Source organism: Variovorax ureilyticus (assembly GCF_037889935.1).
Classification (GTDB): Bacteria; Pseudomonadota; Gammaproteobacteria; order Burkholderiales; family Burkholderiaceae_C; genus Variovorax; species Variovorax ureilyticus.
The window spans coordinates 372,894-386,316 of the sequence record NZ_JBBKZU010000006.1 but is presented as its reverse complement, the minus strand read 5'-3'; the positions used below and the strand labels follow the sequence as shown (position 1 = coordinate 386,316).

General features: G+C 67.1%; 15 protein-coding genes. 12 read left to right on the top strand and 3 right to left on the bottom strand.

What is annotated here, in order from left to right; translation table 11 throughout:
- The first annotated feature begins 189 nt into the window (after positions 1-189).
- From WKW77_RS16505 to WKW77_RS16480, 6 genes are all read left to right on the top strand, one after another.
- Positions 190-1,395: a urate hydroxylase PuuD gene (locus WKW77_RS16505; protein ID WP_340357931.1), complete on the top strand. Its 1,206-nt coding sequence runs from the start codon at positions 190-192 to the stop codon at positions 1,393-1,395.
- Positions 1,396-1,540: 145 nt separating this feature from the next.
- Positions 1,541-2,875, top strand: a complete 1,335-nt coding sequence (locus tag WKW77_RS16500; protein ID WP_340357930.1) for a glycerate kinase type-2 family protein — start codon at positions 1,541-1,543, stop codon at positions 2,873-2,875.
- 77 nt (positions 2,876-2,952) lie between these two features.
- A complete protein-coding gene (locus WKW77_RS16495) occupies positions 2,953-3,708 on the top strand; it encodes a phosphatase PAP2 family protein (protein WP_340357929.1) in 756 nt (251 codons plus the stop codon).
- A gap of 56 nt (positions 3,709-3,764) precedes the next feature.
- A complete protein-coding gene (locus WKW77_RS16490; RefSeq protein WP_340357928.1) occupies positions 3,765-4,031 on the top strand; it encodes an acyl carrier protein in 267 nt (88 codons plus the stop codon).
- A complete protein-coding gene (locus WKW77_RS16485; RefSeq protein ID WP_340358007.1) occupies positions 4,022-5,239 on the top strand; it encodes a beta-ketoacyl-[acyl-carrier-protein] synthase family protein in 1,218 nt (405 codons plus the stop codon). The genes WKW77_RS16490 and WKW77_RS16485 overlap by 10 nt, the downstream gene beginning before the upstream one ends.
- A gap of 72 nt (positions 5,240-5,311) precedes the next feature.
- On the top strand, positions 5,312-5,845 hold the full coding sequence (locus WKW77_RS16480; protein ID WP_340357927.1) for a DUF4136 domain-containing protein: 534 nt from the start codon (positions 5,312-5,314) through the stop codon (positions 5,843-5,845).
- An 18-nt stretch (positions 5,846-5,863) separates the two neighbouring features.
- Here the strand turns inward: WKW77_RS16480 and WKW77_RS16475 are convergent, their stop codons facing one another.
- Positions 5,864-7,084, bottom strand: coding sequence for a D-amino acid dehydrogenase (locus WKW77_RS16475; RefSeq protein ID WP_340357926.1), 1,221 nt, complete (start codon positions 7,082-7,084; stop codon positions 5,864-5,866).
- 211 nt (positions 7,085-7,295) lie between these two features.
- Here WKW77_RS16475 and WKW77_RS16470 point away from each other — a divergent pair, with 211 nt between their 5' ends.
- The 4 genes from WKW77_RS16470 (at position 7,296) to WKW77_RS16455 (ending at position 10,488) form a co-directional block, all read left to right on the top strand.
- Positions 7,296-8,177, top strand: coding sequence for a transporter substrate-binding domain-containing protein (locus WKW77_RS16470; protein WP_340357925.1), 882 nt, complete (start codon positions 7,296-7,298; stop codon positions 8,175-8,177).
- 116 nt (positions 8,178-8,293) lie between these two features.
- Positions 8,294-9,046: an aspartate/glutamate racemase family protein gene (locus WKW77_RS16465; protein WP_340358006.1), complete on the top strand. Its 753-nt coding sequence runs from the start codon at positions 8,294-8,296 to the stop codon at positions 9,044-9,046.
- A gap of 167 nt (positions 9,047-9,213) precedes the next feature.
- Positions 9,214-10,113 carry a ZIP family metal transporter gene (locus tag WKW77_RS16460; protein ID WP_340357924.1) on the top strand — a complete coding sequence of 300 codons (900 nt, stop codon included), beginning with the start codon at positions 9,214-9,216 and terminating at the stop codon, positions 10,111-10,113.
- Between the two features lie 129 nt (positions 10,114-10,242).
- The gene (locus WKW77_RS16455) at positions 10,243-10,488 is read left to right on the top strand and encodes a hypothetical protein (protein WP_340357923.1); all 246 of its coding nucleotides are present in this window, start codon (positions 10,243-10,245) and stop codon (positions 10,486-10,488) included.
- A 208-nt stretch (positions 10,489-10,696) separates the two neighbouring features.
- On the opposite strand, the gene WKW77_RS16450 is transcribed toward WKW77_RS16455, so the two are convergent.
- On the bottom strand, positions 10,697-10,906 hold the full coding sequence (locus WKW77_RS16450; RefSeq protein WP_340357922.1) for a dodecin: 210 nt from the start codon (positions 10,904-10,906) through the stop codon (positions 10,697-10,699).
- A gap of 186 nt (positions 10,907-11,092) precedes the next feature.
- On the opposite strand from WKW77_RS16450, the gene WKW77_RS16445 reads away from it, so the two are divergent.
- Both WKW77_RS16445 and WKW77_RS16440 read left to right on the top strand, forming a co-directional pair.
- A complete protein-coding gene (locus WKW77_RS16445) occupies positions 11,093-12,352 on the top strand; it encodes a glutamate carboxypeptidase (protein ID WP_340358005.1) in 1,260 nt (419 codons plus the stop codon).
- Positions 12,353-12,354: 2 nt separating this feature from the next.
- On the top strand, positions 12,355-12,810 hold the full coding sequence (locus tag WKW77_RS16440) for a GNAT family N-acetyltransferase (protein ID WP_340357921.1): 456 nt from the start codon (positions 12,355-12,357) through the stop codon (positions 12,808-12,810).
- 12 nt (positions 12,811-12,822) lie between these two features.
- On the opposite strand, the gene WKW77_RS16435 is transcribed toward WKW77_RS16440, so the two are convergent.
- Positions 12,823-13,422 (bottom strand): DUF3299 domain-containing protein, encoded by a 600-nt coding sequence (locus WKW77_RS16435; protein ID WP_340357920.1) that lies wholly within the window; start codon positions 13,420-13,422, stop codon positions 12,823-12,825.
- Between the last annotated feature and the right edge of the window lies 1 nt (position 13,423).

Genomic DNA, 13,423 nt, shown 5'->3' with positions numbered 1-13,423 from the left:
CACCCATCTCGACGCCGGAATCCGATGACTTTTTCGTAAAAGTGTATACACTTCAGTCCACAAGCCGCAGCGGAGCGAGGAGCCACCAGGTGCCTTTCGTTCGCGGCAATCACTCTGCTTACAGCGCCCGCAGTGGTGAGCAGGCCGGAACACCACGGCGTTCCCACACGCCGTAAGGGTTGAAGCCAAATGGAAAGCTATTACCTCGACTGGGCCAATCTCCTGCTGCGCTGGGTCCACGTCATCACCGCGATCGCCTGGATCGGCGCCTCGTTCTACTTCGTGATGCTGGACAACAGCCTCGAGAAGCCGCAGGACCCCGAATCGTTGGACAAGGGCGTCGGCGGCGAGCAGTGGGCCGTGCACGGCGGCGGCTTCTACAACATGCAGAAGTACGCGCTGGCGCCGAAGAAGCTGCCCGATCACCTGCACTGGTCGTATTGGGAAAGCTATTCGACCTGGCTCACCGGCTTCGCGCTCTTCACCGTCTCGTACCTGTGGAACGCCAGCACCTACCTCATCGACAAATCGAAGATGGACTGGCAGCCCGGCGCCGCGATCGCGGTGGCGCTGGCCTTCTTCGTCGTGTTCTGGATGGTCTACGACGGCATCTGCCAGATCTTCGGCCAGCGCAAGAACGGCGACACCATCGTCGGCGTGCTGGTGGCGATCTTCATCGCCTTCGCGGCATGGCTCGCCTGCCACTGGTTCGCGGGCCGTGCGGCCTTCCTGCTGATGGGCGCCATGATGGCGACGACCATGAGCGGCAACGTCTTCTTCTGGATCATCCCCGGCCAGCGCAAGAACGTCGCGGCGCTGCGCGAGGGCAAGCCGGTCGACCCGATCCACGGCGCTCGCGGCAAGCAGCGCAGCGTGCACAACACCTATTTCACGCTGCCGGTGCTGTTCGCGATGCTGAGCAACCACTACAGCTTCACCTACACGAGCAAGTACAACTGGATCGTGCTGCTGCTGATCATGCTCGGCGGCGCGGCCATCCGTCAGTTCTTCGTGGTGCGTCATCGCTTCAAACTGGGTAATGCGCGCAATCCCGTGCCCTACGCGATGTTCGGCGTCGTCGTGCTCGGGCTGTCCATCATCTGGATGCGGCCGGAGCCGGTCGGGGCGCCCGAGGCAAGTGCCGCCACGCAGAAGGTTTCGTTCGGCGACGTGCAGAAGGTGCTCGAACAGCGCTGCTACATGTGCCACGGCGCGCAGGTGCAGATGAAGAACGTGCGGCTCGACGCGCCGGACCAGGTGGCCGCGCATGCACAGGCGGTGTACCAGCAGGTGGTGGTCACCAAGATCATGCCGATGAACAACGCCACCGGGATCACGGACGCGGAGCGCGCCTTGATCGCCAAGTGGTTCGAAGGCGGCGCTGGTACGAAGTAACCCCCCAGGCTGCGCGCACTTCGTGTCGCTTCGCCCACCCCCCTGCTGAGGGCGGGCCGGCCGCTTCGGGCGGCCGGGCGCGGCGGCCCCCTGGTCAAGAGGGCGGTGGGGTATGGTGGCAGGGATACAGAGACAAGGTGAAATCATGAACCCGTCGAACACGTCGAACATCCCGGATCCGCGAGGCGCACCGCGCGAATTCCTCGAACATCTCTATCGCGTCGCGGTCGAGCGCGCACTGCCGCTCGCCAGCATGGGGCCCTGCCTGCCCAAGCCGCCCAAGGGGCGCACCCTGGTGCTCGGGGCCGGCAAGGCGGGCGCGTCGATGGCACAGGCGCTGGAAGCCCTGTGGCCCGCCGATGCATCGCTGTCGGGCCTGGTGGTGACGCGCTATGGGCACATACCGCCGCGCCCGGAAGGTCTGCCGCAGCGCATCGACATCGTCGAAGCGGCGCATCCGGTGCCCGATGAAGCCGGCATGAAGGCGGCCGAGCGCATCCTCGCGCTCACGCAGGGGCTGACCGCCGACGATCTGGTGCTGTGCCTGATCTCCGGCGGCGGCTCGGCGCTGCTGACGCTGCCGGCCGAAGGCCTGACGCTGGCCGACAAGCAGCGCATCAACACGCAGCTGCTCGAATCCGGCGCCCACATCGGCGAGATGAACTGCGTGCGCAAGCACCTCTCGCGCATCAAGGGCGGTCGCCTCGCGGCGGCCTGCGGGCCGGCGCAGGTGGTCACGCTCACCATCAGCGACGTGCCGGGCGACGATCCGGCAGTGATCGCCAGCGGACCGACCGTGCCCGACGCCTCGACCTGCGCGGAGGCACTCGCGATCCTCGACCGCTATCGCATCGAGGTGCCTGCGGCAGTGCGGGCGGCACTCGAGAGCGGCGCGCTCGAAACCCCGAAGCCGCACGACCCGGTTTTCAGGAACCACGCCACGCACCTGATCGCCACGCCGCAGCAGTCGCTCGAAGCCGCGGCCGCCGCGGCGCGCGCCGCCGGCATCGAGGCGCACATCCTGAGCGACGAGATGGAAGGCGAATCGCGCGAGGTCGGCAAGGTCCACGGCGCGCTGGCGCGTGCGGTGTCGATGCGCGGCCAGCCCTTCGCCAGGCCTTGCGTGATCATCTCGGGCGGCGAGACCACGGTGACGATCCGCCCGCGCCAGCCGGGCCAGCCGAAGGGGCGCGGCGGCCGTGCCGGCGAGTTCTGCATGGGTCTCGCGGGCGCGCTCGCCGGTCGCGAGAACGTGTGGGCACTGGCGGCCGACACGGACGGAATCGACGGCGTCGAGGACAATGCCGGTGCCTTTGTGACGCCCGACACGCTCAGCCGCGCGGAAGCCGCCGGCCGCAAGCTCGCGGATCACCTCGATCGCAACGACGCCTATGGCTACTTCGATGCGATCGGGGACCTGCTGGTCACCGGACCGACGCACACCAACGTCAACGACTTTCGTGCGCTGCTGATCCTGTAAGTCCGCGTGGTCGTTCGGGCGGTGCAATGGGCATGCCTTTGTCCTTTGTGCCTGACCGAACGAACACGCCGACCTGCATGAACCCATCCCGACCGGGGCTCGCGTCCCATCCGTCCCCGCGCTGGGCTGCCGACCTCGGGCTGCGGATGCGCCGCTACCTGCCGCTGAAGGTGGTCGGCACCACGGTGTGGACCTGGATCTTCTTCATCGGCTATTTCCACCTGTTGCGCGAGCCGGCCAGCCCGGTGACGGTGATGCCGCTCACCGCGCTGGACCGCCTGATTCCCTTCCAGCCGCCGGCATTGATCGCGTATTTCTCGCTCTGGGTCTACGTCGGCGTGGCTCCGGGACTGCAGCTCACGTTCAGGGAACTGGTGTCCTACGGGATATGGGTCGGCGCGCTGTGCCTGACCGGTCTCGGCTTCTTCTATTTCTGGCCGACCCAGATCCCGACGATTCCCAAGGACCCGACCGATTTTCCCGGCTTCGAGATCCTTCGCGGGGTCGATGCCGCGGGCAACGCCTGTCCCTCGATGCACGTGGCCGTGGCGATCTTCACCGCCATCTGGGTGGACCATGTCTTCAGGGCGATCCGTGCGCCCGCCTGGCTGCGGCTCATCAATGCCGCGTGGTTTCTCGCGATCGTCTATTCGACGCTCGCGACCCGCCAGCACGTAGTGCTCGATGCGGTCGCGGGCGCCGTTCTCGGCATCGCCTTCGCGATTCCGTCGCTGTACTGGCGGCCGCGTCCGACGCCAAGCCCCCGGGCTGAAGCGGATATCATGGAAATGCATGGCCGGCGGGTCGATCGCAGCCTTCCCAGGAGGGGTTGAGGCCAGACAGCAACTACCCAACATCGCCGTCGACAGGACCGGTCGATGGACAGAACATGACGACTGACACCGCACAAACGAGTTCGCTCAAAGAACTGCAGGACCTCATCCAGGAGAAATACGGCATCGAGCCGGCGGAGCTCGACCCGAATGCTTCCATGCGCGAAAAGGGCTTCGATTCGCTGGCGCTGGTCGAATTCGTCTTCGCGATCGAAGACCACTTCGGCATCAGCATGCCCGACGACGATCCCACGATCGACACGCTGGCCCAGCTCGCGGCCCTGGTCGACAAGGTGAAAGCCTCGCAATCCGCATCGGCGTGAGCGAAGTCGCTGTCACCGGAATCGGCATCGTCTCGCCGCAGGGGGACGAGCCCCAGGCCATGTTCGATGCGCTGATGCGCGGCGAATCCGCGCTGCGGCCCGTCTTCCCCGAACTCCCCAAGCCCGCGGTCGCAGCCACCGCCGCCTTCGACGAGTTGCGCTGGTTCACCAAGCTGCAGCTCGCCGGCGTCGACCGGGTCAGCCAGCTGGCCGTGGCCGCTGCCGACCTCGCGATGCGCGACGCGGGCTACGCCGGCAAGGCTGCCGACGTGGACCCCGAGCGCATCGGCGTGTTCGCCGGCTGCGGGATGGGCGGTGCGACCGCGCTGGAGACCGCCTATCGCGGCAACGGGCGCGTGCCGCCGCTGACCATCCCGGCCTTCATGCCCAGCGCGCCGGCCTCGCATGTGGCGATGCGCCAGGGCGTGCACGGGCCGGTGCTGACTTACTCGGTCGCCTGCGCGTCGTCGAGCCTTGCGATCGCCGAAGCCGCGAAATCGGTCCAGCGCGGCGAAGTCGACCTGGCGATCGCTGGCGGCAGCGAAGCGCTGATCGTGCCGGGCGTGGTTCTCGCGTGGCAGGCGATGCAGACGCTCGCGTCCTTCGTGCCCGGCGACGAAGCGGCGGCGGTCCGGCCGTTCGCGTCCGACCGCAGCGGGTTCGCGCTCGGCGAGGGCGCTGCATTTCTGGTGCTCGAATCCGCCGAGCGTGCTCGCCGGCGCGGCGCCCATCCGCGTGCCCTGCTGACCGGCTGGGGCCAGAGCTGCGATGCCACGCATCTCACCAAGCCCGACGCGCCGGGCCAGTCGCGCGCGCTCCGGCAGGCCTTGCGGCAGGCCGGGCTGCAGCCGAAGGACATCGGCTACTGCAATGCCCACGGCACGGCCACCCGCATCGGCGACGTGGTCGAGCGCGATGCGCTGGCGCAGGTGTGGGGCGACGATCTCGACCGACTGCGCGTCAGCTCCACCAAGGCGCTGCACGGTCACCTGCTCGGCGCGGCCGGCGCGCTCGAAGCGGTCATCACCGTGATGGCGCTGCAGCGGCGCGAGTTTCCGCCCAATGCGCACTGCGCCGAGATGGACCCGGCGTGCAGTCTCAACCTCGTTCCGCAGATCGGCACGGCGGCGCCGCAGCTCGAAGCAGCGATCAGCAATTCGTTCGCCTTCGGCGGAACCAACTCGGTCCTGGTCTTCACGCGCGCCTGAGCGACACGGTTCGGTCCGCGGGGATGCCGGGCTAAACTGCCCCGGCCTTCGCAACTCACCACTGGAGTCAACATGCTCGGACGCTTCGTCGCCTTCGTCTTCGCAGTGCTTCTGTCGGCTTGTGCCGCTACTCCCACGGTCAAGACGGATTTCGATCCCGGTGTGAACTTCTCGCGATTCAAGACCTACAGCTGGGTGACGAAGCCCGACGGCGGATCGCCGCTGATGCAGCAGCGCATCGTCGACGGCATCGACGCGCGGCTGCAGGCCCGGGGCTGGAAGTTCGCGCCCAACGGCGATGTCCACGTGGCCGCGCATGTGACCAGCCAGGAACGCCAGGTCTTCAACACGACGACCGTGGGCTACCTCGGCTGGGGCGGCTTCGGCCCCGCAGCGCCGAACTCGATGACCACGGTCGACACCTTCGAGGTGGGCACGCTCGTCGTCGACCTGTTCGACGGCACCACCAAGCGCGGCCTGTGGCGCGGCACCGCGAGCGGCACCTTGCAGGACGACCCCGCGCGCATGAACACGATGCTGCAGACCGCCCTCGACAAGATGTTCGCGGGCTTCCCGCCGGGGAGCGCACGCGCTTCCTCCTACTGAGCGCGCGGCCGCGCCGTCTCAGCTTCGCTTCGCGTCCAGAAGCCGGGAGATCTGCTGCGCCGATCCGAAGGCCAGCGTGAAGCCCAGTGCGCCGTGGCCGGTGTTGAACAGCAGGTTCGACGGCGCGCCAGCCACCTTCCCGATGATCGGCACCCCTGTCGGCGTGGCAGGGCGCATGCCGGTCCAGGGGTGGAGCGAGTCCATCCGGCTCGCCCTCGGGAACACCGCGCGCGTCGCTTCGGCGAGCGTCTCGATGCGCGTCGCGGGAATGCTCGCGTCGTGGCCGACGAGCTCCGCCATCCCGGCCACCCGCAGTCGCGAACCGATGCGGGCGAAGACCACCTTGCGCGCGCTGTCGGTCACGTTCACGCGCGGGGCAGCGGCCGGCGCCGGGTCCACATCGAGCGTGATGCTGTAGCCCTTGAGCGGGTAGACCGGGAGGTACACGCCGAGTTGCGCGCCGAGCTCGTGCGACGCGCTGCCCAGTGCCATCACGAAGAAGTCCGCCGGCACATCCCCGCCCGAAGTCCGGACCGCGGCGACGCGGCCCCGGCGCAGATCGAACCCTTTCACATCGTTGCCGAGAACGAAGCGCACGCCCCGCGCGCGCAGCGCCTCTTCGAGCTCCGTGCACACCTTCAGACAGTCGGCCGCGCATTCGCTCGGCGTGTGGATCGCGCCGGCGATCTGGCCCCGATAGTCCGCGAGCGCCGGCTCGATGGCGACGCATTCATCCGGCGTCACCAGCCGCTGCTCGCTGCCCAGGGTGCGCTGCAGTTCGAGTTGCCGGCGCGCGCCTTCGAGCGATGCCTCGCTCGCGTACAGCACCAGCTTGCCCGTGGCGGAGAAGTCGCAATCGGGCTGGAGCTCGTCGCGCATCGCTTCGAAGGCGATGCGGCTGCGCGTGGCCAGTGCCAGGAGCTGCGCGGTGGTCTCTCGCGAGGTCTTCGCGTTGCACGCGGCGAGGAAAGCCAGGCCCCAGCGCCACTGGAGCGGATCGAGCTGCGGGCGCAGTTTCAGCGGCGAGGACGGTGACAGGAGCAGTTTGGGCAGCTGCTTCCAGATGGAAGGATCGGCCAGCGGCTGCACGTACGAATAGCTGAGCTGCGCGCCGTTGCCGCCACTGGCCCCCGCGCCGGGCGCCGCGCGGTCGATCACGGTCACCTCGAAACCCTGGCGGTTCAGTTGCCAGGCGGTGGCCAGGCCGACGATGCCGGCTCCCAGCACGCACAAGTGCATGACGCTTTCCTCTCTGTGGTCTTGGATGCGTCGACTCTAGGCCGCACCGTCTGCGCCGTGAAATGCCAAAAGCGCCGCGGGCCATAGCCAAAGCTCATGGGATGCGCCGCCCATAACTTTTGGTCATGGCCGTCCGTGCAAAAGGAATTGTGAGCAACGGGCGGATGCTTCCTACACTCCGTTTCACATTCAAACCACCGAAAGGGCTCGCATGAAGCTATCCGCATTGATGACCGCCGTCCTGCTCGCCGCCGCCGCGACGGGTGCACAGGCGGCCGATACCCTGGCCAGGATCGCCGAGTCCGGCAAGATCACGCTGGCCTATCGCGAGTCCTCGGTGCCGTTCAGCTATCTGGATGGCGGCAAGCCGGTCGGCTTCTCCGTCGAGCTGTCGAATGCGGTGGTCGATGCGGTCAAGAAGAAGCTCAACAAGCCCAACCTCGAAGTCGCTTTGATGCCGGTGACCTCGGCCAATCGCATCCCGTTGATCCAGAACGGCACGGTCGATCTCGAATGCGGCTCGACCACCAACAACACGGCGCGCGGCAAGGATGTCGCGTTCGCGATCAATCACTTCTACACGGGCACGCGGCTGCTGGTGAAGAAGTCCTCCCACATCAAGAACTACGCGGACCTGGCGAAGAAGCAGGTCGCCAGCACCACCGGCACCACCAACGCGCTGGTCATGCGCAAGTACAACGTCGAGAAGAACCTCGACATGGACATCGTCCTCGCCAAGGACCATGCCGACGCCTTCCTGCTGGTCGAAACCGATCGCGCCGTCGCGTTCGCGATGGACGACATCCTGCTGTTCGGCCAGATCGCCAACGCCAAGAATCCGGGCGACTTCGAGGTCGTCGGGGATTCGCTGCAGGTCGAGCCCTACGGCTGCATGCTGCCGAAGGACGACCCGGCGTTCAAGAAGGTGGTGGACGACACCATCATCGATCTCATGAAGTCGGGCCGCTTCGAGAAGATGTATGACAAGTGGTTCATGCAGCCCATTCCGCCGCGGGGCACTGCGCTCGGCCTGCCGATGAGCCCGCAGCTGCGGGACAACATCAAGACGCCCAGCGACAAGCCGGCGACCTGAGCACACCCCCCGGGTTGCCCACTTCGTGTGGCCGCCCACCCCCTTGCAGGGGGCGACACCTGCGGCCCGGCGGAGCCGGTTCCGCGGTGTTTCTGGTTTGAATTTGACGGAAGGTGATGGTTGTGACGCGGGTGGTTGGCATTCTGGGGGGCATGGGGCCTGCGGCCGGCGCGGACTTCGTGCGCCTGTTCGTCGAGGCCTGCGCCGGCCTGATGCGGGCGCGCGGCGAGCCGGTGCGGGACCAGGCCTTTCCGGAGCACTGGCTGGCGCAGGTGCCGGTGCCCGATCGCACCGGGGCGATCGACTCCGCCACCCCGGGCGCGCATCAGCCGCTCGAGCCGATGCTGCAGGCGCTGGGGCGGCTGGCCGCGCTCGGCAGCCGCGCGGTCGCGATCGCGTGCAACACCGCGCATGCGTGGCATGGCACGCTGCAGGCGCGGTTTCCCCACATCGAGCTGCTGCACGTGGCGCGCGAAGTGTCGGCGCATCTCGCGGCCGAGGGCGTGCGCGACGTGGCGCTGATGGCGACCGAGGGCACCTACCGCATCGGTCTCTACGAACACGCCATGGCCGACGCAGGCCTGCGCTGCCACCTGCCGCTGGCGGACGAGCGGCGCCAGCTCATGCGCGGCATCTACGACGGCGTGAAGGCCGGCGACATGGCGCTGGCAGAGGCGTGCTTCAGCGAGGTCGCGCTCCAGCTGGGGCGGCGGCATGGCGACGTCGCGATCGTGATGGGATGCACCGAGATTCCGCTCGGGCTGCAAGGCTCGGCGGCCGTGGGTGGGTTGCGGCTCGTCGACCCGGCACGGGTGCTGGCTTGCGCATTGGCAAACCGCGCCTACGACATGCCTTCGTCCCCCGCTTGACATGATTGATAAGATGAAAAGCGAACAGGCATCCGGCTGACCGGCTGCCAGGACCAACCAAGGGCCAACCAAGAGCCAAAGGTGCGGACAAGCCGCATCCTCCAGCCGCTTTCCACCGAAAGCCGTCCGATGGACGGCTTTTGTTTTGCCAGACACGTCAAGCCGTCATGAATTTGCTAGCCATCATCGCCGCGACTCTGGTCGCCGGCATCGGAAGTGTGTGGATCGCCGCATTGCTGCTGCGCGTGGGGGTGCGCACCGGCGAAGGCGGTGTCAACCCGCAGCATCTGCTGAGCCTCGCGGCGGGCGCGCTGCTCGCCACCGCTTTCATGCACCTGCTCCCGGAAGCCTTCGAAAGCCATATTGCGCCGGGCGTGCTCTTTGCGGTGCTGCTGTTCGGGCTGGTCTTCTTCTTCCTGCTGGACAAGGCCGAGTTGTGGCACCACGGGCACGAGCATCACCATGAAGGCGCCCCCGATCACGACCACGACCATCACCACGCGCACGCCCATGTGCATTCGCACGGGCATTCCCATGCCCCGACCGCCAAGGGCGGCGGCTGGGCGGTGCTCACCGGCGACAGCGTGCACTGCTTCGGCGACGGCATCCTGATCGCATCGGCCTTCATCGCCGACCTGCGGCTCGGACTGGTCGCCGCGGTGGCCGTGCTGGCGCATGAGGTGCCGCACCATATCGGCGACCTGGTGGTGCTGCGCCAGAGTTCGGCCAATCAACGCGCGGCGCTGGTCAAGGTGTCGCTGGCCGGCACCATGACCGCGCTCGGTGGCGTGGTCGGCTGGTGGCTGGTGGACCGCTTGCACGAATGGCTGCCGTATTTCCTCGTGCTGGCGTCCAGCAGTTTCGTCTACGTGGCACTGGCCGACCTGATCCCGCAACTGCAAAAACGCCTGCCTGCGCGCCAGACGGCCATGCAGATCGTGTGGCTGGCGATCGGCATCGTGCTGGTCACGCTCGTCAGCCGCCTTGCCCATGGCGAGCATGCCCATTCGCACGGTGATGCCGACCACGCGCATGAGTCGCACGAGGCGCATGGCCACGCGGATTGATCGACCGCCCGCGCCATGCACGTTCTGAAACGCTTGTTGCGTCTTTTCTGACAAGACGGCTCCGACCGTTGGGCCCACACTCGGGTGTGCATCGCTGCGATGCGCAGTCAGTCAGCCAGGAGTCCGATCATGAAGAGCGCCGAGCCCCCTCTGCGTACCGGAGAAGCCGCAGACGAACCCGAGATCGACGAGACCGATGACACCGTGTCCGAGGATGCGGAGAACGAAGAATTCGAGGACGACGAGCTCGACGCCGAGGTGACGGACGAACTCTCGGAGGAGACCGGCATCGATCTGACCGATGCGAGCGAACTGGACGCGGACAACGTGCTGGCGGACGAGGAGTTCGATCGGGTGATGCAGGCGCCGGACTGAGTCCACCCCCAGGCTCGCGCACTTCGTGTCGCTCTCTCGGGCGGCCGCCGGGGGCGGCAGCTCTTCGGGCCGTCCAAGCCTGCGCAGGCAGGCTTGGAGCCGCGGCCCTCAGCCCCCTCAAGGGGGCGCCGCCTGCGGCCCGGCGAAGCCGGTTCCGCGGCGGCTCACCAACGGGCGGGCGCTTTGCGCCGCCGCTGATTCCGCTGTTTCAGTCTTCCAGGGTGAAGCCTACTTTCAGGGTGACCTGCCAATGGGCGACTTTGCCGTCGACGACGTGGCCGCGGGTTTCGGTGACTTCGAACCACTGGATGTTGCGGACCGATTCGCTCGCCTTGGTGACGGCGCGGCGAACCGCGTCGTCGCTGCTGTTGGGGGAGGAACCGGTGAGTTCGATGAGCTTGTAGACATGGCTGGTCATGGTGTTCTCCTTGCTGTCGTTTGGGATCCGGTGCAATTGGCGCTGCCATGGTGGCACGGTGGGCGGTTGAAGCGTGCCTAGTTGAAACCCGCGCATGAGGCCATGCACGCTTGTCCCGGATGTGCTTGTGCCGGGCGAGGTGTGAAATATGCTTCTCCGCGCTTTTTCAACCATCTCCTGTTCATGATGAATCGACGTCTTCCCGGTGCGCTCTCGGCCCTCGCGATGGCCTGTTTTGTTCTTGCAAGCCCGGCAGTGCAGGCCGCCCCCGATGCCGGGCTGCTCGCCGCAGCCGAAAAGGCGCAACCCGCAGTCATCGACAACCTCAAGGACATGGTGCTCATCGAGTCGGGCAGCCTCGACGTCGACGGTCTGATGAAGATGGCGGATGTGGTCGAGGGCCGCCTCAAGAGCACGGGCTTCAAGATCGAGCGGCGCAAGGCGACGGCCGGTGCGGGCACCGACATCGTGATCGGCACGCTCAAGGGCACGGGCAAGCGAAAGATCATGCTGCAGGCGCACATGGATACCGTCTACCCGGCCGGCATCCTGGGCACGCAGCCCTACAAGGTCGACGGCAACCGGATCTACGGTCCCGGCATCGCCGACGACAAGGGCGGCATCGCGGTGATGCTCGCCGCGCTCAAGATCCTCGGGGAGGCCGGCTGGCGCGACTACGACACGCTCACCGTGCTCTTCAATCCCGACGAGGAAGTCGGGTCCGTCGGTTCGGGCGAGCTGATCGCCACGCTGGCCGATCAGCACGATGTCGTGCTGTCCTTCGAACCCACTGCCGCGAAATCGGTGGCGAAGGGCGAGGCCCTGCTGCTCGGCGCCGCGGGCATCGCGACCGCCACGCTCGATGTGAAGGGACGCGCAGCGCACGCCGGGGCCGCGCCCGAGCTGGGCCGCAACGCACTGTACGAGTTGGCCTACCAGATGCTGCAGACCAAGGACGTGCCGAAGGAAACGCCGGGCGCCACGCTCAACTGGACCGTGGCGAGCGCCAACGGCCCGCTCAACCAGATCACCGCCAAGGCACAGGCGCTGGGCGACATCCGCATCACCCAGCCCGGCGCGGAGAAGAAGCTCGAAGCCGCGCTGCGCAGCAAGATCGACAGCGGAAAGCTGATTCCCGACACCGAAACCATCCTGAAGGTCGAAGTGGGCCGCCCCGCCTTCCTGGCCGGCGAGAAGGGCGCGGCGCTCGCCGCGAAGGCGCAGGCGATCTACAAGGAGATCGATCGCGACCTCGCGCTGGCGCCGATGACCGGCGGTGGCACCGACGCGGGCTTCGCGGGGCGTTCGGGCAAGGCCACGGTGCTCGAGAGCTTCGGCCTCGCCGGCTTCGGCTATCACGCGAAGGACGAATACATCGAGGTGGATTCGATCGTGCCGCGCCTGTATCTCGTCACCCGGCTCCTGACCGAGATCGGCAAGCAGTGACCATGGAGATCCGGCAGGACGACCTCCGCGGGCCGGAGATCCGCGCCTTGCTCGAAGAGCATCTGAGTCACATGCGCGCGGTGTCGCCTCCGGAGAGCGTGCACGCGCTGGATCTCGACAAGCTGCGTCAGCCGGACATCTCGTTCTGGACGGTGTGGAAAGGCGGCGACCTGCTCGGCTGCGGCGCACTGCGCGCGCTGTCGTCGACGCATGGCGAGATCAAGTCGATGCGCACCGCCGAAGCGCATCGCGGACGCGGCGTGGCGCGCGCCGTTCTGAATCACATCGTCGCCGAGGCGCAGGCGCGTGGCTTCGAGCGCCTCAGCCTGGAGACAGGAAGCATGCAGGCCTTCGCACCTGCGCACCGGCTCTACGAGTCCTTCGGATTCACGCGCTGCGAACCCTTCGGCGACTACGCCCCGGACCCGAACAGCCTCTTCATGACGAAGCGGCTCTGAGCCGAAAGCGGCCTACTTCGCGCCGCCGGTGTACTTGGTGACGCTGTCGGCGGTGATGTGATAGCCGCTCACGCCCATCATCGAGTCGTTGCGCAGCGTCTGCAGCTTGCCGGTGACCCAGACCGTGTCCATCGCGCGGAACTTCGCGCCCTGTTTCGGACGCACGTGCAGGATCTGGTTGGCCGGCGGCGGCGGCGTGTGGATGCAGGCGCCGAAGTAGGGCACCAGCAGGAACTCGGTGACCTCGCCCTTGTTCTCCTCAAGCGGCACGATGAAGCCCGGGATCTTGACCTCGACCCCGTTCATCGCCGTGTTGGTGGGCGCGTTGTTCGACACGTCCTGCAGCTTCATCAGCAGCTCGTTCGCGCGCGGGTCGCTGTCGTCGAGCTTGCTCAGGTCCATGCCCTTGAGTTCCTTCATCGGATCCCAGTCCTTGGGCACCAACTCTTCCCACGAAATCACGCGCGGCTGGCCGGGTGCGACCTTTTCGCTGCCCGCCTTGCCGCCGAGCGGATTGGTCGGCGAGGTGGCCGAGGGGGAGGGCTCGGCCGCAAGCGCGCTGCTCGCGATCACCACGGCGAGAAGAAACGAAAGAGGAAGGCGCAGAGTCATC